Origin of the sequence: Gordonia amicalis, from assembly GCF_022059885.1 — a bacterium.
Taxonomy (GTDB): domain Bacteria; phylum Actinomycetota; class Actinomycetes; order Mycobacteriales; family Mycobacteriaceae; genus Gordonia; species Gordonia amicalis.
Window position 1 is genome coordinate 1538150 of sequence record NZ_CP091855.1, and the last position, 17484, is coordinate 1555633.

Sequence of the window (17484 nt, forward strand, 5' to 3'; positions counted from 1 at the left end):
GAAGTCAGAACGGTGGCGGGTCTGCCTGGTCGGTGAGGCGTTGTTTCTTGTTGCGGGCGCGTTCGGCCCGCCGGCGTGCGTGTTTCCGCGCGAGCCGGTTGTCGGTGGAGGGGGCGTCGTCCCCGGTGATGACTCGGGGTGTGGGTGGTGCCTGGGGTGGTTGTTCGTAGCGGATACGCCGCAGGTTGGGGAAGAGGTCTTCCAGGGTTTCGGCGCCACCGGGGATGGTGAAACCCTCCGGAGTGCGGTATTCGGTGACGAGGTGGCCGTCGTCGTCGCGGTATTGGGCATCGATCCAGTCGCCGAAGGTCTTGTGCAGGTGCCCGAACCGGCATTTGGCGTTGAGGTTCTCACTCGACGTCGCCCCGCCCTGGGTGGGGTTGGTGCGGTCGTACTCGGTGACGTGGTCGAGGTCGCTGTCGAAGGCTGAACTCGGGCAGCCGGGTTCGGTGCAGTAGCCGTCACGGACTCGCACGAAGTCGGCGCAGGCGGTGGTGGGTCGGTACGGATCGGCGGATTGCGCACCGGGGTAGACGATCACGGCATCGGTCGACGGAGCACTGCTCGGGTTTGGTTCGACGGGAGTGTCTGACGCGTTTGTCGTGGGTCGTTCTGCGGCAACACCTATGGGTGGGGTACGGACTGGGGTGATGGGTTTGATGGTGGCGTCGGGCCGGGCGGCGAGGTCGCGAATGTGTTCGTCGGAGATGACGCCGTGGCCGTCGACCCAGGCGATACCGGGGGCACCGTCGAGGGTGGCGGGGTCGGTGACGGCGTGGATGACGATCTCGGTGCTCACCGACCGGACAACCTCGGCCGGGTCGGGGATGTCGGCGTCGCAGTCCTCCCGCTGGCACTGACACTCGAAGACGGTGCCGGTCAACAGTGCGAACATGGCATCAGAGTTCCGTTGGTTCCGGGTGCGACCATCCTGGGCGCAGACGGTGTCGGCCAACGCTTTCACTGCTTTCTCGGCGATGCGCACGTTTTCGGCGGCCATGACGCCGGTGATCTCGCCGGTGCCGTCGGCGAAGTTCTCCGTCCACATGCCGCGTTTGTCCAAGGCTTCGCGGCGACGTTCCCGCACCGCGTCGGGGTCGTGACGGAAGACCAGGCGATCGACCATGTCGCGCAGTCGCACCGTGGTCCACGCGCCCTTGCGGCTGCGCAGGATGTGTTCGATCTCGGTGTCGAGGTCGGCGATGGTGTCGTCGTCGGTGATGAGGTCGGTGCGGGAGACGACGGTCTGGATCAACTGGCGTGAGAGGATGCCGTCGCGCAGGGTGGTTAGTACTTTGGGTAGCCGGTCGCGCAGCGCGAGTGCTTCGCCGACCCACTGATCGGCCTGGTAGCGGGTGATGGCGTCTTCGCGGCACACTCGGGTGACCATCTCGGTGTAACGGTCGATGAAGAACCCGCTGCGGCTGTTGAGGACGAGTTGGTCGTAGATGGTGGCGATCGACTGGTAGCGACACCACGCCAGGAAGGCTTCGCCGTGGCGGATCGACCGCATCCGTTCCATATGAGTTGCGGTGTCGGACGATTCGGGGTGGGCAGGATCGACCCCGGCGAGAAACTCGGCCGGTAGATCGGTCCACCTGTTCGACACGCTGCCCCCACAACGTCTACAGCCCAACCTGGATGGCTGAATCTGTCACCAACCAAGGTAGAACACCCCACCGACAAGAACAGATCTCCATCCACAGGCGCGGTCACAGACGTTGTGCAGCCCCGGGCACAACGGAATCGGGGCCGGACGCATGGCGTCCGGCCCCGGATCTCCTGTGAGAGGGGAGGGTCTAGCTGTTCTTCCCAGGGAGGTTGTGGACGGCGAGTCGCTCGAGAGCAATGATCAGAACCTGTGGATGACCCTCGGTGAGGGGGCGTTGAAAGTGGGCGCACCTTCCCGAGGATGATCTGAATATCCGAAGGTCCGATCATGAGCCGGCGTTGGCGCGCTGGTTCGGGAAGGTACGCCCATGCTCACCGTAGTTCACGATGCCACCGAGGCCACTGAAAGCACCGGCGGTGCCGGTCGGTCGTTATTGGACGAGATCGTCCGCGACGGCGCCCGGCAGATGCTGGCTGCAGCACTCAAAGCCGAGGTCGCCGCCTACGTGGCCCAGTTCGCCGACCAGCTCGATGAGGACGGCCATCGGTTGGTGGTCCGCAACGGCTACCACCAGCCGCGTGAGGTGCTGACCGCGGCCGGCGCGGTCAAGGTGAAGGCGCCGCGGGTCAACGACCGCCGCGTGGACCCCGATACCGGTGTGCGGCAGCGGTTTTCCTCGGCGATCCTGCCGGCGTGGGCACGTAAGTCTCCGCAGATGAGTGAGGTGTTGCCGCTGCTGTACCTGCATGGGCTGTCCAGCGGCGACTTCACTGCGGCGTTGGAGCAGTTCCTCGGCTCGGGTGCGGGGTTGTCGGCCTCGACGATCACCCGGCTGACCGCGCAGTGGCAGGACGAAGCCGCGGCGTTCGGGCGCCGTGATCTGTCCGGTACCGACTACGTCTACCTGTGGGTCGACGGCATCCACCTCAAGGTGCGCCTGGAGCAGACCAAACTGTGCCTGCTGGTGATGATTGGCGTGCGTACTGATGGCCGCAAGGAGCTGGTGGCGATCACCGACGGGTATCGGGAGTCCACCGAGTCGTGGGCCGACCTGCTACGCGACTGCAAACGCCGCGGGATGACTGCCCCGGTGCTGGCCGTGGGCGATGGCGCCCTCGGGTTCTGGAAGGCGGTCCGCGAAGTGTTCCCAGCGACCCGTGAGCAGCGGTGCTGGTTTCACAAGCAGGCCAATGTCCTTGCCGCACTGCCTAAGTCGGCACATCCGTCGGCGTTGGCGGCGATCAAGGATATCTACAACGCCGAGGACATCGACAAGGCACAGGTCGCGGTCAAGGCATTCGAGGTCGACTTCGGCGCCAAATACCCCAAGGCCGTCGCCAAGATCACCGACGACCTTGACACCCTGCTTGAGTTCTACAAGTACCCGGCCGAGCATTGGATTCACCTGCGCACGACCAACCCGATCGAAAGCACTTTCGCCACGGTGCGACTTCGGACCAAGGTCACCAAGGGGCCTGGATCACGCGCGGCCGGGATTGCCATGGCCTACAAGCTGATAGACGCCGCACAAGCCCGCTGGCGGGCCGTCAACGCCCCGCATCTGGTCGCCCTGGTCCGTGCCGGCGCGGTCTTCCACAAAGGCAAACTGCTCGAACGGCCCACCGACATCACCCCACCGCAACCGCCTTCAAACGGTGACGAGCGCACCGGAACGGAGGTCGCCTGAAACACCCCGATCCACAGGTCTTGACAATTTCTCTCGCTCGATGGGTGATTTGCCGTCGATGCCTGTGTGGGGTCTGTGGTGATTGTAGTGATGAACCCAGTCCTGGTAGGTCTGGGCGCGGGCCTCGTCTGACAGGTAGGTCTGGGCGTAGGCCCATTCCTGGTTCAGCGTCCGGTTGAATCGTTCGACTTTGCCATTGGTTTGTGGTCGGTACGGACGGGTACGTTTGTGCGTGATCTCGGGACCCAGGGTTTGCTTGAAAAGGTGTGAGCGGTAGCAGGATCCGTTGTCGGTGAGTACCTGTTTGACGGTGACTCCGTGACTGTTGAAGTAGGCGTTCGCACGCGACCAGAATCCGGCGGCGGTCTCTTTACGTTCGTCGCCGAGGATCTCGGAGTAGGCCAGTCGGGTGTGGTCATCAACGGCGTGATGAACGAAGGCGTAGCCGCGACCGTTCTTCTTGTTGTTGCGGTTACCGATCGTGCGTCCGAGTTTGCGGTGTCCGCCGCCGTTGGGGATCCGGCCGAGTTTCTTGATATCGACGTGGATCATGTCGCCGGGCTCTGGATGCTCGTAACGGCGTGGTCGAGGCCGGCGGACGACCAAGCCCGTGTTGTGGTCGAGATGCCGTAGCAGCGGCATCTGATACCGGCGTAACACCGCTCCGACGGTGCTGCAGGGCAGTTGGAGGTGGTAGGCGATGCGGTGTGGTCCCCAGCGGCGGGTGAAGCGCAGGTTGATGATTCGCCGTTCGCAGCGTGTGGGGGTCCGATTGGGGCTGCGGTGGGGTCGGCTGGATCGATCAGCCATCGCCGCGGGCCCGCCGTCCCGATAGCGGTCGGCCCATTTCTTGGCTGTGGTGGGCGAGCACTGGAACCGTTCGGCGGCTCGGCGGATCGACCAGCCCTCATCGATGATCACCGAAGCGAGTTTCAGACGCCCCTTTGGGGTCAGTAAGGCATTAGCGTGGGACATGAGGACCTCTTGGTAGCGGCGTGTGTTGTGGTAACCACACCGATACCGGAGGTCCTCACCTATTCACTGGCGCCACACCGTCCACAACGTCCCTGGTCATTACAGCTAGCTGCTCGCGACCTCGTAACCCATCGGCAGCATCGTCGACTTGTGCTCGAGGAAGGACTCCAAGCCCTCGCGGCCGTTCTCGCGGCCGATGCCGGAGTTCTTGTAACCACCGAACGGTGACTCGGGATCGATTGCGTACCAATTGATCCCGAAGGTTCCCGTCCGGATCTTGGTGGAGATCTCGATACCGCGCTCGACGTCGTCGGTCCACACCGTGCCGGCGAGTCCGTAGCTGGAGTCGTTGGCGATGGCGATGGCCTCGTCGACGTCGTCGTAGGCGATCACCGACAGGACGGGACCGAAGATCTCTTCCTGGGCGATGGCCATGTCGTTGGTGACACCCGTGAAGATCGTCGGGGTGAGGAAGTATCCCGAGTCGAGTCCGGCGGGACGTTCACTCTCGAGAGCCGGTGTCGCACCGGCCTTCTTGCCGAGTTCGATGTACTCCTCGACCTTCTGGCGCTGCTTCTCGGTGATCAGCGGGCCGAGCTGGGCCTCCGGGTCGGAGGGCAGGCCGACCTTCATGGCCTTCGCCGCATCGACCATCGCCGCCACGATCTCGTCCTGGCGGCTGCGCGGCACCAGGATTCGGGTCTGCGCCACACAGGCCTGGCCGGTGTTGAACAGGCCGAGGAAGGTGAGCATGAAGGCGTTCGCGGCGATGTCGACGTCGTCGAGCACGATGGCCGCGGACTTGCCGCCCAGCTCCAGCGAGCAGCGCTTCAGGGTCTCGGCGCACGCGGCGCCGATGGCCTTGCCCGCGGCGGTCGACCCGGTGAAGGTGATCTTGTCGACGTCGGGATGTGCGACGAGTGCCTGGCCGGTCTCGGTGCCGCCGGTGACGACCGAGATGGCGTCGGCGGGCACGCCGGCCTCGATGAAGAGCTGGGCCACGTAGTTACCGGTGAGCGGCGTCTCCGGGGCGGGCTTGAGTACCACCGAACAGCCGGCGGCGAGCGCCGCGCCCATCTTGTTGCAGGTGATGAACAGCGGGACGTTCCAGGCGCAGATCGCGCCGACGACGCCCACCGGCTCGCGGGTGATGCGTGTGGTGCCGAACAGGCCGGTCCGATATTCCTCCCACTGGTAGTCGCGGGCGGCGTTGGCATATGCGCGCAGGACGCCGGTGCCGGGCAGCTGCTGCAGGGTGCTGATGGCGCTGGGCGGCGCACCCATCTCGGCGGACACCAGGGCGGTGATCTCGTCCCCACGCTCGTCGATGAGGTCGGCGACCTTGGCGATGATGTCGGCGCGCTGTGCCGGGGGCGTTGAACTCCAGACGCCGGAGTCGAAGGCCGCGCGGGCCGCCCGTACGGCGGCGTCGACGTCGGTCGCGTCGGCGTTCGGCACCGATCCGACACGTTCGCCGGTGGCGGGGGAGAAGACCTCGAGGGTCTCGCTGGAATGCGGGTCGACCCATCGGCCGCCGATGAGCAACTGGGGCTGATCCCCGCCGCCGGTGGGTGGTGCGGTGTGGGACTCCACGGTCTCGGTCATTACGCGTGTGCTCCTCAGGAGGACGGGGCCTTGCCGGTCAGCAGCGGATTCAGGCCGCGCGGGCAAGTGTGAACTACGGCACACGCAATACTAGAACACGTTCTAACTTTGGCGCCAGGGGCGTCGCGGAATCAGCCCCGTCCGAACGCGGCGCGGGCCTCGAGGCCCTCCATGACGTCGTCGAGGACGTCCAGCTGTCCGGACGGATCGACGGCCTCGAGGAGTCGTTGCTGATCGTGCGGTTCGATCTGGAGCCGGTTGGCCCAGCGGTACACGGGTGAGAGGTCGGCCGTGAGCGGATCGGCGTCGATGATGTCGAGTGCGGCGAAGATCGTGTCGACGTCCTTGCCCGCGGCCTCGAAGGTCTGGCGCATGACCGCGCGGAGGCGCTGGTCGATCGAATGCAGGCGTTCGAGATCGGCGTCGGTGGGGGAGGGCTCGGGTAGCACCTCGACACGTGCCAGCGGATAAGGATCGTCGGGCAGCCATTCGACGACCCGGAAACGATGGGTGCCGCTGCCGGACAGCAGGGCCCGGCCGTCCGGGTGCCGTTCGGTGACGTCGGCGCGCGCCATCGTGCCGACCCCGCGACGCACCTCGCCGCCGCCGACCTCGGAGCCGCGGGCGATCAACACGACGCCGAAACGTACGGTCGATCGCCCGTCGGACTCCTCGATGTGGTCGGTCAGCATCTGCCGGTAGCGCGGCTCGAAGACTCGCAGCGGCAGCTCGCCGCCCGGCAGCAATGCGGTGCCGAGCGGAAAGATCGGCGAGACGAATCGCTCGCCGGCCGGAATGGACGGGCTCAGAGGGCCACTCCGTCAGGCCTTGGGGCGCGCGTCGAGGACGACCTCGAACTCGAGCAGGTCGGCACCCGAGGCGACGGGCTTGGCCCGCTCGCCGGCATGCGCCTCACGGGCCGGGCCGGATGCCCACGCCTGGAAATCCTCCTCGGACTCCCACTGCGTCACCACGAAGTAGCGGTCGTCACCCTTGACCGGACGGAGCAGCTGGAACCCGAGGAAGCCCTTGGACCCGTCGACGGAATGGGCGCGGTTGGCGAACCGCTTCTCCAGCTCGGGCCCGGCGCCGTCGGGAACGGTGATTGCATTGATCTTCACAACAGACATGCGTCCACCATAGGCGTTGTGGTTGCGGCCGTGACGGTGTTGCCCGGCTCCGAGGGGTGGTTCGGGCGGCTACAGTTTCGGCCATGCTCGACATCCAGGCGATCGGCGAGATCGGGCTCCGCGACCACGGCGGGCCGAGGGTCGCGGAGGACGCACGCGGTTCGCTCGACGTCGATACGCCGACGCGGCCGATCGTGCTGTTGCACGGGCTGATGGGGCGGGGTCGCACGTGGCGGAGGCAGGTGCCGTGGTTGCGTCGTTACGGCCGGGTGTTCACCTACGACGCCGCCTTCCACACCGGGGCCGACGTCGAAGAGCCTGGCAGCGCAACAGAACTCGCGACCGAACGGTTCGTAGCCGACCTCGCCGAGATCCTCACCTGGATCGACCGCGGGCCGGCGGTCCTCATCGGGCACTCGATGGGGGCGCTCCACGCCTGGTGCGCGGCGTCCGAGTACCCGGAGCTCGTCACGGCGCTCGTGGTCGAGGACATGGCCCCCGACTTCCGTGGCCGGACCACCACCAACTGGACGCCGTGGTTCGAGTCGTGGCCCGAGCGTTTCGATTCCGTCGACGAGGCGGTCGCGATGTTCGGCCCGGTTGCCGGCCGGTACTTCTACGAGGCCTTCGACGACGGCCGGCTGCACGGCCGGATCCCGTTGTGGCGCGCGATCGCCGACGAGTGGGGGGTCCGCGACTTCTGGTCGCAGTGGCAGGCGGTCGCGGTGCCGTCGCTGGTCATCGAAGCCGAGTACACGGTGACACCGCCCGGCCAGATGCGTCGCATGTGCGAGGTCAACGAGCACGCGCAGTATCTGCGCGTCGACGGTGCCGGACACCTCGTCCACGACGATGCGCCGCACGTGTATCGCGGTGCGGTGGAGGCGTTTCTGTCGGGGCTCGACACCTGACCCGCCATATGGGTCGGGGCGCACACGATGGCTCGTGCGCGCCCCGAGAGGTGGATGAGGATCAGGCGGGATCGGCGGGTGCAATCGGTGCGCCGTTGAGTCGACGCCAGCAGTGCACCAGGAACAGCTGGGCGACCGGGGCGGCGACGATCAGTCCGACGTAGCAGACGAGTACGCCGACGAGGTTGATGGCGTAGGTGACGAGCAACGTGATGATCGAGTCGCCGACCTTCGACTTGGTCAGCTCGAACGACGTCTTCATCGCGTTGATGGGCGAGAGGCTCTTGTCGATGGTCGCGACCACCGAGAACATCAGGAAGAACATCGCGATGATGCCGGGGATGATGCACAGTGCGTAGCCGATCGCGGTGATGATGCCGACCAGGATCGCGGTGCCGACGACCGGCCCGAATCGGATCGGGGTCAGGAACGACTTCGCGGTCACCGGTTCGCCGTTGGCAACGCGCACCGCGCCCGAGATGATGCTCGCCTGGATGTAGAGGAGGCCCACGATGAACACGGCGTACACGAGCGCGAGCAGGACCGAACCACCGAAGCCCAGCGACGTTTCCTCGTAGTAGAAACCGTTGCCGTAGTCGACCCTCTCGGTGGTGCCGAAGAGTGCCACCGCCGAGAATCCCACCGCGATGAGTGCAGCACCGAGCAAGAACACCGCGAGACCAGGCAGGATCATCGCGCCCACGTTGTTCTTGAACTTGTTGAAGGCCCAGGAGAACGCCTCGCCCACATCGACCTTGGTGCCGGGGACGCCCGGACCACCGGGGTAGGCGCCCATTTCCCCGTACTGCGGTACGCCCGGGGGCGGCGGGGGCGGTGCCTGGCCGTACTGCGGCTGGCCGTACTCGGGCTGCTGGCCGTACTGAGGCGGTTGCTGCCCGTACCCGGGCTGCTGCCCGTACTGGGGCGGGGGCGGGGGCTGCTGACCGTACTGCGGAGGCTGGCCCGGCTGGTTCGGGTCCGACGGCGGGACAGGAGGATACGGCGGCTGACTCATGGATCGGGACATTAGCAACGATTCGGGTGTAGCGGGAGACTATGCCCGAACGATCAAATGACTGGTCATCGATGTTGGCACGAATTATGGGCGCTCGTGGGCGAGCTGTCTTCTCGGCGTCGCCCGGTGTTTCCCGACCTGCGGTGACGCCGGTGGTCGGGCGGACTCAGCACTCGCCCGCCAGACAGTAACGGCCGTCGGCGGTGATCTCGACGAGACCGTCGACGAGCAGGGAGTCGAGGGCGCGGTCGCGCTGTGCGGTGTCGCTCGTCCACACCACGTCGAGCTTCGCCCGCTCCACCGCACCGGTGGTGCCGCGCAGTACATCCAGCAGCAGGCCACGGACCTGGCGGTCGGTGCCGGCGAACTTCTGGGTCTTCCGCGGTGGGCCGGTGTGAGCGGGCCGGCCGAGTCGGACCCAGGTGCAGTCGACCAGAGGACAGTTGTCGCACTTGGGGTTCCGGGCCGTGCACACCAGCGCGCCGAGTTCCATGAGTGCCGCCGAGAACCGCGGTGCGCTGGCTGCGTAGCCGGTGGCGGCGGAGCGGGGGAGGAGCACCTCGGCGTCGTCGAGGTCGCGGCGCGACGGGTTGCCCGGCTGCTCGCGACCGTGCACCGCCCGCGCGATCACCCGGCGGACGTTGGTGTCGACGACGGGAACGGCCTGACCGTAGGCGAAGCAGGCGACCGCCCGTGCGGTGTAGTCACCGATTCCGGGGAGGGTCAGCATCGTCTCGACGTCCTCGGGCACCCGGTCGTCGTGATCGCTCGCGAGGACCTTCGAGCACTCGTGGAGGCGTAGCGCGCGTCGGGGATAGCCGAGTTTGCCCCAGGCACGGAGAACCTCGCCGGCGGATTCGGCGGCCATCGCCGACGGCACCGGCCATCGCTCGACCCAGGCCCGCCACGGCTCCAGGACGCGGGACACCGGGGTCTGCTGGAGCATGATCTCGCTGACGAGGATCTGCCACCCGGTACAGGCCGGATCCCGCCACGGCAGGTCGCGCTCGTGGGTATCGAACCAACCGATCAATCGCTCGGGTGGCACACTATTGAGCATGATCGGAAAGACACCACGTGAGGCCTGGCGCATTCTGCGCGATGGAAACGACCGTTTTGTGGCCGGAGAATCTCAACATCCGAGCCAGGGTATCGAGGATCGAACACGTCTCGCCGACGGGCAGTACCCGCACGTGGTGCTGTTCGGCTGCGCGGACTCCCGCCTGGCCGCCGAGATCATCTTCGACCAGGGACTCGGCGACATGTTCGTGGTCCGCACCGCCGGTCACGTCATCGACTCGGCGGTGATGGGCTCGCTCGAGTACGCCGTCGAGATTCTCGACGTCCCGCTGATCGTCCTCCTCGGCCACGACAGCTGTGGCGCGGTGAAGGCGACCCTCGACGCCCTCGACGACCTCCAGATCCCCGGCGGCTACATCCGCGACGTCGTCGAACGCGTCACGCCGAGCATTCTGGCCGGACGCAGTGAGGGCCTGACCCGGGTCGACGAGTTCGAGGCCCGTCACGTCGTCGAGACCGGACGCCTGCTCATGCAGCGCAGCCGGATCATCGCCGACCGCATCAGCACCGGCAACCTGGCGATCGTCGGCTTGACGTACAAGCTGAGCGAGGGCCGGGTGAGCCTCCAGGGCGTCTTCGGCGACATCGGCGAGCATCCCCGGGCCGAAGCGGTGCCCGAGAGCGCCTGACCCTCCGAGCGGCCCCGAGCCTGAAGGCGAACTCTAGACTTTGCCTGTTCGGGGCCGCTTTTCGGCCGCGACACGCCGCACGTGATCAACCGGAAGTCAAGACCCGGCCGTTAGCGTTGTGGGCGTGATCGAACCCCAGGGCCCGCTGCCACCCGAGATCTACTGGCGACGACGCGTTGTCGCCGGGGGTGGTGCGCTGGTCATCGTGGGGCTGGTCGTCGCCCTCATCGTGTGGATGACCTCCGGTGGAGACGCTCCGCAGAACACTGCGGCCACCTCGTCCGCGTCGAGCAGTGCGGCTCCGTCCTCGGAGTCGGCACCGCCGTCGTCCGAACCGCCCGCCGCCGGCGACGCCGGTGCCGGTGGTGCTCCGGGCGGCAATGCTCCCGCGGGTGGAGGAGCGCCGGGCGGTGCGCCCGCATCGGCGTCCTCACCTCCGGAATCGGCGAGTCCGGCCGGCGCACCGGGAGGTCCCGCGGGCCCCAACCTCTGTCCGGATCAGGCGATCTCGGTGGTCCTCTACACCGACAAGCCGACATACACGATCGGTCAGCAACCGGTCTTCACGATCGTCACCACCAATGCCGGGCTGTCCGAATGCACCCGCGACGTGGGCAAGTCGGTCCAGAACGTCATCGTCCGGACTCTCGACGGATCGCGCACCCTGTGGTCGGCGCGGGACTGTTCACCGCTGGACACGGTGAACAACGTGGTTCTCAAGCCCGCACAGCAGGTCAAGGACACCATCACCTGGTCGGGTACCACCAGTAGCCCCGGCTGTGAGCGCCCGCGGACTCAGGTGCCCGCCGGTTCGTACTCGGCCATCGGCAAGATCGGGGAGCGCGAGTCGTTCCCGATCACCTTCAACGTGGTCGCCCCGGCGCAAGAGCCCTGATCGTTTCGTTCTCGTCGGGCCGCTAGTCGTAGCGCTCGATGCTCGTCTCCGCGAGGCGGGACAGTCCCTCGCGGATGTGCCTCGCCCAGATGCTCCCGATGCCCTCGACGGCCTGCAGGTCGGCCGACGTGCTGGCAAGCAGCGCCTGCAGGGTGCCGAAGCTGCGAACGAGCCGGTCCACGTGCGCGAACTGCAACCGTGAGATGCGGGCGAGCAGCCGGTAGCCGCGCGGACTCATGGCGTTGTCCTGGGCCTCGATGGTCGTCGGGTAGCCGAAGGCGCCGGCGAGCTGGGTGAGGTCGAGCAGATCGGCGTCGCTGAGTCCCTCGATGACCTCGAGGGCTTGGCGTACATCCTCGGCGGTGGCCGGTTCGGGGCTGGCGAAGTAGTCGCGGACGAGGAGTTCGCGCATCGTGTCGTTGTCGCTGATGAGCTCCTCGAGCTGCAGGCTCACCTGCCGGCCGTTGGTGCCGAGTTCGAGGACGTACTCTTCGATCTCCACCGACACGCGCCGCACCATCTCCATGCGCTGTGCGGTCGACATGGCGTCGCGCAGCAGCACGTAGTCCTCGATCTCGGCTCGCGACAGCGCGGCGATGACCTCGTCGAGGCGTGCCTTGTACCGCTCCAGGGTCGCCAGGGCGACGTTCGCGCGCGAGAGGATGGGGTCGGGGCTCTCCACGACGCGGCGGGCGCCGTCGACGTAGACGCTGACGATCGACATCGAGGCACTGACCGAGATCACCGGATGGCCGGTCTGGATCGCGGTGCGTTCGGCGTTGCGGTGCCGGGTACCCGACTCCTCGGTGGGGATCGACGGATCCGGCACGAGCTGGACGTTGGCGCGCACGATGCGCTTGCCGTCGGTCGACAGCACCACCGCCCCGTCCATCTTCGCCAGTTCGCGCAGCCGCGTCGGGGCGAATTCGACGTCGAGGTGGAAGCCGCCGTCGCAGATCTTCTCCACGTCTGAGTCGTGCCCGAGCACGATCAGGGCGCCGGTGCCGCCACGCAGGATCCGTTCCAGGCCGTCGCGCAGCGGGGTGCCCGGCGCGACGCGCGCCAGGGTCTCGCGCGTGAGCTCGGACTTCACCGCATCGGTCAGCACTGTTTCCCCTTCGGCAGCCGAGTCTCCCCGGGACGGGCGACTCGCGTCTGCGCGGGTCGTCGACGGTGACTAGGGTACCGGGATGTGAAGAACAGCAGTTTTGTGGTGCCCGACGAGCTCGACGTGCTCGAGCGTCATCCGAAGACGGCCAAGCCCGGTGAGGTCATGCGACCACACAACCTGATGTGCTTCGGCTGCGGCGCGGAATCCCCGCACGGTCTGCACCTCGAGATGTACGCCGGCGAGGGCTTCACCGTGGAGGCGAAGATGCCTGTCGAGCAGTGGATGGAGGGTGGGCCGGGCGTGATCCACGGCGGCATCCTCTCCAGTGCGCTGGACGACGTCATGGGTATGACGCCGCGACTCCTCGGCCCGCCCGGGGTGACCGTCCACCTCCAGGTTGATTTCTTGCAGCCGATCCCGGTGGGCAAGACGCTTCATATCCGCGCGGAGATCCTGGGCCGGCAGCGGCGCAAGATCTACACCGAAGGTGTTGCGCACCTGGGTGATCCGGGGCGGCCGGTGGCGCGCGCGAACGGTGTGTTCGTGACCGTCGACGTCCGGGAGCACTTCGCCGAGCACGTCGAGAACAGTGCGAAGGCGGCGGAGTATCTGGGCGGCAAACCGCAGCTCTGACGAGGGGTCAGAACGGCGCGTCCACCGGGTCGGAGTCGCGCAGGTGAACGGCGTCGCCGAGGTTGGCGACCCGGAGGATGCGAATGCCCTTCGGGAGTTCCTCGTCGGTGGCCGCGGGGATGATCGCCTCCCGGAAACCGAGTCGCTTGGCCTCCGCCAGGCGGCGAGCGACCGCGGAGACCCGACGGATCTCGCCGCCGAGACCGACCTCCCCGATGACGACGGTCGACTGGGGGACCGGTCGCTGGGTCAGGGTCGAATAGACCGAGAGCGCGATCGCGAGATCGGCGGCGGGTTCGGTCACACGCATGCCGCCGACCGTCGAGAGGTAGACCTCGGACTTCGCCAGTTCCTTGCGGCCGGCGCGTGCCTGGAGGACGGCGAGGACCATCGCCACCCGGTTGAAGTCCAGACCTGACACCGCCCGACGGGGGTTGGACATCTCGGTGCCGTTGGCGAGTGCCTGGACCTCGCCGACAAGCGCGCGTTTGCCGTCCATCGTCACCATGGTGACGCTGCCGCTCACATCCGAATCCCGTTGGTGCAGAAAGATTCCCGACGAATCGGGAACCTGGTGGATGCCGTCGTCGCGCTGTTCGAAGCAGCCGACCTCGTCGGCGGCGCCGAAGCGGTTCTTCACGCCCCGGACCATGCGCAGCGTCGAGTGCTTGTCGCCCTCGAAGGCGAGTACGACATCGACGAGGTGCTCGAGTGAGCGGGGACCGGCGACCGCGCCCTCCTTGGTCACGTGGCCCACCAGGATCACCGCGATGCCCCGGTTCTTCGCCAGCGAGACCAGCGCGGTGGTGACGGCACGGATCTGCGTGACGCCACCGGTGACGCCGTCGGCGCCGGAGGCCACGACGGTCTGGACCGAGTCGATGATCATCAGCGTCGGCCGCACGGTGTCGGCGTGGCCGAGGATGGTCGCGAGATCGGTCTCGGCGGCGAGGTAGACGTTGGGGTGCACCGCGCCGGTGCGCTCGGCCCGCATCCGGACCTGTCCGGCCGACTCCTCGCCGGTGATGTACAGCGCGACGCGATCCTTGGCGGCCCAGTGTTTGACGGCTTCGAGCAGCAGCGTCGACTTGCCCACACCGGGTTCTCCGGCGAGCAGGATGACCGACCCCGGGACGACGCCGCGCCCGAGGACGCGGTCGAGCTCACCGATACCGGTCGGCACCGCCGCCGACGACTCTGCGTCGACCTCGGTGATGCGCAGAGCCGGGCTCGACGGTGCCACCGCGGCGGTCGTCCGCGAGGACGTGGGCACGCCGGCGACCTCGTCGATCGATCCCCACTCGCCGCATTCGGGGCAGCGTCCGACCCATTTGGCGACCTGGTGACCGCAACCGGCGCAGCGATACGAGGATTTGGGTTTTGCCACCCGGTCAGCCTAGGCGGGCGCACCGACAAAACAGACGAGGCCCGGCGGATGCCAGGCCTCGTCGTGTGTGTTCCGGGGAGGGGTCAGTGCCCGCCGCCCTCTTCGTTTCCGGTCTCCGGAGCGCCGCCTTCGCCCTCGCCGTGGCCGCCCTCGCCGTGGCCCTGGTTGTAGAACGTCGGCTCCGCGTTGCGGGCGACGTCCTGGCGCTCGAGCTTCGCGCCGGCATCGACCGGGGTCTGCACGGTGGTCTCACCGGCGGGGACCCACGAGCCGTTGCTCTCGCGCTTCTCGAAGACGAACGTCAGTTCGGTGGTCAGTCCGCTGGCGACGGTGTCACCGGCGTTGGTCAGCTCGGCGGTGACCTTCTTCTCGCCGTCACGCGTGGCGCCGACGGGTGTGCCGCCGCGCAGGGCCTGGCCCGGCGGGATGACGCGATCGGCGGAGTCGCTGCCCTCGACGAACTCGATCGACCCCTTCTCGGGCTTGATCTCCTTCAGGCGGTAGTAGACCGTCGGGTCGGAGTTCGCGACGACGAACGCGATCTCGAAGGGCCCGCCGTTGCCGAAGACGGTCGGTGCGTCCTTCTCCGGGTAGACGATCTGCACGTCCCGCAGCTGCAGCGAGTCGATGTTGACGTTCGCGCCGTTGACGGCGGGCAGCTGGTTGGCGGTCTGCGAGATCTGTCCCGCACCGCAACCGGTGGTGCCCAGGGCAACGGCGATGCCGATCGTGGCTACTGCGGTGGCCAGACGAGATGGCCGAACCGCCGACCGCCGTGCGGATAGTGGAAGCACTGACACCCGATCCTCCCAGGTCAAACGAAGTCGAATTGCAGCGCGCGAAACCCTGCACTACGCAGCGTAGTGGGGGCCGTGCGGAAAAGTCCGCCCGGGTGCCCGATTCGTGTCCGCACGGGCGTGTCCACCGGGTCGGCGAAGGGGTCCGGACGGCTGCCCCGGGCCAGGTGTTGCGTGATGCCCAACACGCTGCTACGGCACCCCTTGCCACCTCGCAAGAGGCGGCACTGAAACCGGTTCACCGCGTTGACCTGCACCGTTGGGTGGGGCCCCCGGAACGCCCGTGCTAGACTGGGTTCACTCGAAAGGGGCAAGGAACATTGAATTTCAAAGTTGGCGACACCGTCGTTTACCCCCATCACGGTGCTGCTCGGGTCGAAGACATCGTTACCCGGACCATCAAGGGTGAGCAGATCGAATACCTTGTTCTCAAGGTTGCCGACGGTGACATGACCGTTCAGATTCCCTCGACGAAGCTGGAATACGTGGGCGTCCGCGACGTGGTCGGGCAGGAGGGTCTCGACCAGGTCTTCCAGGTGCTGCGGGCCCCGCACACCGAAGAGCCGACCAACTGGGCACGGCGCTTCAAGGCGAACCAGGAGAAGCTCATCTCGGGCGACATCATCAAGGTCGCCGAGATCGTGCGCGACCTGTGGCGTCGTGAGCAGGACCGCGGACTGTCGGCCGGTGAGAAGCGGATGCTGACCCGTGCCCGTCGGGTCCTCGTGGACGAACTGTCGCTCGCGCAGAACACCGATGACGAGAAGGCGACCAGCATTCTGGACGAGGTCCTCGCTGCCGCCTCCTGACGTCGGGTCGTGCCTGGCTCAGGAACCCAATTGACCACCACGCCGGGTGATTCCGGCGCAAGAGTCTGCGTCATCATCCCGGCTGCCGGGTCGGGAACCCGACTCGGCGAGCCGGTTCCCAAGGCTTTCGTCGACCTGTGCGGCGTCACGATCATCGAGCGTTGCGTCGACAACATCCCCGACTCGCTCGGGGCGTCGATCGTCGTCGTAGTACCGGCCGACCTCGTGGAGCGTGCTCGAGAGCTGCTCCCCGGGGTCGTCGTCGTGTCGGGTGGCGCCCACCGGTCCGACTCGGTGCGCGCGGGTATCGCCGCGGCGGACGCTGCGCAGATACTCCTCGTCCATGACGCGGCGCGGCCGCTCACACCCGCTCATGTCTTCACGAGCGTCGTGCAAGCCGTGGCCGCCGGTCACCCAGCCGTGGTGCCCGGGTTGCCCGTCGTCGACACCCTCAAGCAGGTCGCGCCGGACGCGAACGGCCTCGAACTCGTGACCCGGACCGTCGACCGCGAGGAACTCCGCGCCGTGCAGACCCCGCAGGGTTTCACCCGCGAGGCGTTGCTGCGGGCACACGCCGACGACTCCGGTCTCGCGACCGACGACGCCGGCCTCGCCGAACGCTGCGGAATCCCCGTTCACGTCGTCCCGGGAGACCCTCTCGCCATGAAGATCACCACACCGTGGGACCTCCGTATCGTCCGGAGCGTCGTCGGCGAACCTGCATCCGGCCCCGAGGCCCGACGATGAGGGTCGGGATCGGTACCGACGCGCATCGGGTCGACTCCTCGGCCGAATGCTGGATGGTCGGCCTGCGCTTTCCCGACGAGCCCGGTTGTGAGGGCCATTCCGACGGCGACGTCGGCGCTCACGCACTGTGTGACGCGGTGCTCTCGGCCGCCGGACTCGGCGACGTCGGCTCGGTGTTCGGCACCGGACGGCCCGAATGGGAGGGCGTCTCGGGAGTCGCGATGCTCACCCATGTGGCCGAGCTGATCGCCGCCGAAGGGTTTCGCGTCGTGAACGCCGCCGTCCAGGTGATCGGCAACCGTCCCAAGATCGGTCCGCGTCGTGCGGAGGCGCAGGAAGTGCTGTCGGCGGCCGTCGGCGGACCCGTGTCCGTGTCGGCGACGACCACCGATGGTCTCGGCATGACCGGTCGGGGCGAGGGGATCGCCGCGGTCGCCACCGCGCTTCTCGACGACGTCTAG

General features: G+C 67.3%; 18 protein-coding genes. 8 read left to right on the plus strand and 10 right to left on the minus strand.

The window, feature by feature from the left end; translation table 11 throughout:
• Positions 1-4: 4 nt before the first annotated feature.
• Positions 5-1609, minus strand: a complete 1605-nt coding sequence (locus IHQ52_RS07085) for an HNH endonuclease signature motif containing protein (protein ID WP_096273148.1) — start codon at positions 1607-1609, stop codon at positions 5-7.
• Between the two features lie 370 nt (positions 1610-1979).
• Between IHQ52_RS07085 and IHQ52_RS07090 the strand changes: the two genes are divergently transcribed.
• Entirely contained in the window at positions 1980-3299 is a 1320-nt protein-coding gene (locus IHQ52_RS07090) for an IS256 family transposase (protein ID WP_006438912.1), read from the plus strand.
• Here IHQ52_RS07090 and IHQ52_RS07095 read toward each other — a convergent pair.
• The 4 genes from IHQ52_RS07095 to IHQ52_RS07110 all read right to left on the minus strand — a co-directional run bounded on the left by IHQ52_RS07095 (position 3261) and on the right by IHQ52_RS07110 (position 7009).
• Positions 3261-4274, minus strand: coding sequence for an IS481 family transposase (locus IHQ52_RS07095; protein WP_198362492.1), 1014 nt, complete (start codon positions 4272-4274; stop codon positions 3261-3263). The genes IHQ52_RS07090 and IHQ52_RS07095 overlap by 39 nt on opposite strands.
• A 105-nt stretch (positions 4275-4379) precedes the next feature.
• Positions 4380-5879 (minus strand): aldehyde dehydrogenase, encoded by a 1500-nt coding sequence (locus tag IHQ52_RS07100; RefSeq protein WP_006435686.1) that lies wholly within the window; start codon positions 5877-5879, stop codon positions 4380-4382.
• A 131-nt stretch (positions 5880-6010) separates the two neighbouring features.
• Positions 6011-6646: an LON peptidase substrate-binding domain-containing protein gene (locus tag IHQ52_RS07105; protein ID WP_040004634.1), complete on the minus strand. Its 636-nt coding sequence runs from the start codon at positions 6644-6646 to the stop codon at positions 6011-6013.
• Between the two features lie 54 nt (positions 6647-6700).
• Entirely contained in the window at positions 6701-7009 is a 309-nt protein-coding gene (locus tag IHQ52_RS07110; protein WP_006435682.1) for an antibiotic biosynthesis monooxygenase family protein, read from the minus strand.
• 83 nt (positions 7010-7092) lie between these two features.
• On the opposite strand from IHQ52_RS07110, the gene IHQ52_RS07115 reads away from it, so the two are divergent.
• A complete protein-coding gene (locus tag IHQ52_RS07115; RefSeq protein ID WP_006435681.1) occupies positions 7093-7920 on the plus strand; it encodes an alpha/beta fold hydrolase in 828 nt (275 codons plus the stop codon).
• Between the two features lie 61 nt (positions 7921-7981).
• On the opposite strand, the gene IHQ52_RS07120 is transcribed toward IHQ52_RS07115, so the two are convergent.
• Both IHQ52_RS07120 and IHQ52_RS07125 read right to left on the minus strand, forming a co-directional pair.
• Positions 7982-8935 (minus strand): hypothetical protein, encoded by a 954-nt coding sequence (locus IHQ52_RS07120; protein WP_006435680.1) that lies wholly within the window; start codon positions 8933-8935, stop codon positions 7982-7984.
• Between the two features lie 166 nt (positions 8936-9101).
• Complete coding sequence (locus IHQ52_RS07125; RefSeq protein ID WP_006435679.1) at positions 9102-9995, minus strand: HhH-GPD family protein; 894 nt, start codon at positions 9993-9995, stop codon at positions 9102-9104.
• On the opposite strand from IHQ52_RS07125, the gene IHQ52_RS07130 reads away from it, so the two are divergent.
• Both IHQ52_RS07130 and IHQ52_RS07135 read left to right on the plus strand, forming a co-directional pair.
• Positions 9994-10644 (plus strand): carbonic anhydrase, encoded by a 651-nt coding sequence (locus IHQ52_RS07130; protein ID WP_006435678.1) that lies wholly within the window; start codon positions 9994-9996, stop codon positions 10642-10644. The genes IHQ52_RS07125 and IHQ52_RS07130 overlap by 2 nt on opposite strands.
• A 124-nt stretch (positions 10645-10768) precedes the next feature.
• Complete coding sequence (locus tag IHQ52_RS07135; RefSeq protein WP_006435677.1) at positions 10769-11539, plus strand: hypothetical protein; 771 nt, start codon at positions 10769-10771, stop codon at positions 11537-11539.
• Between the two features lie 22 nt (positions 11540-11561).
• On the opposite strand, the gene disA is transcribed toward IHQ52_RS07135, so the two are convergent.
• Complete coding sequence (gene disA / locus IHQ52_RS07140) at positions 11562-12647, minus strand: DNA integrity scanning diadenylate cyclase DisA (RefSeq protein ID WP_006435676.1); 1086 nt, start codon at positions 12645-12647, stop codon at positions 11562-11564.
• A 105-nt stretch (positions 12648-12752) separates the two neighbouring features.
• Here disA and IHQ52_RS07145 point away from each other — a divergent pair, with 105 nt between their 5' ends.
• Positions 12753-13283 (plus strand): PaaI family thioesterase, encoded by a 531-nt coding sequence (locus tag IHQ52_RS07145; protein WP_006435675.1) that lies wholly within the window; start codon positions 12753-12755, stop codon positions 13281-13283.
• A gap of 7 nt (positions 13284-13290) precedes the next feature.
• Here IHQ52_RS07145 and radA read toward each other — a convergent pair whose 3' ends face one another.
• Together radA and IHQ52_RS07155 are read right to left on the minus strand one after the other, a co-directional pair.
• The gene (gene radA, locus IHQ52_RS07150) at positions 13291-14670 is read right to left on the minus strand and encodes a DNA repair protein RadA (protein WP_006435674.1); all 1380 of its coding nucleotides are present in this window, start codon (positions 14668-14670) and stop codon (positions 13291-13293) included.
• An 83-nt stretch (positions 14671-14753) separates the two neighbouring features.
• Positions 14754-15464, minus strand: coding sequence for a hypothetical protein (locus tag IHQ52_RS07155; RefSeq protein WP_024500070.1), 711 nt, complete (start codon positions 15462-15464; stop codon positions 14754-14756).
• Between the two features lie 323 nt (positions 15465-15787).
• On the opposite strand from IHQ52_RS07155, the gene IHQ52_RS07160 reads away from it, so the two are divergent.
• From IHQ52_RS07160 to ispF, 3 genes are read left to right on the plus strand one after another with little or no spacing between them, the layout of a single operon-like run.
• Entirely contained in the window at positions 15788-16276 is a 489-nt protein-coding gene (locus IHQ52_RS07160) for a CarD family transcriptional regulator (protein WP_006435671.1), read from the plus strand.
• A gap of 30 nt (positions 16277-16306) precedes the next feature.
• The gene (gene ispD / locus IHQ52_RS07165) at positions 16307-17023 is read left to right on the plus strand and encodes a 2-C-methyl-D-erythritol 4-phosphate cytidylyltransferase (RefSeq protein WP_006435670.1); all 717 of its coding nucleotides are present in this window, start codon (positions 16307-16309) and stop codon (positions 17021-17023) included.
• Complete coding sequence (ispF, locus tag IHQ52_RS07170) at positions 17020-17484, plus strand: 2-C-methyl-D-erythritol 2,4-cyclodiphosphate synthase (protein ID WP_006435669.1); 465 nt, start codon at positions 17020-17022, stop codon at positions 17482-17484. Before ispD ends, ispF begins: the two co-directional genes overlap by 4 nt.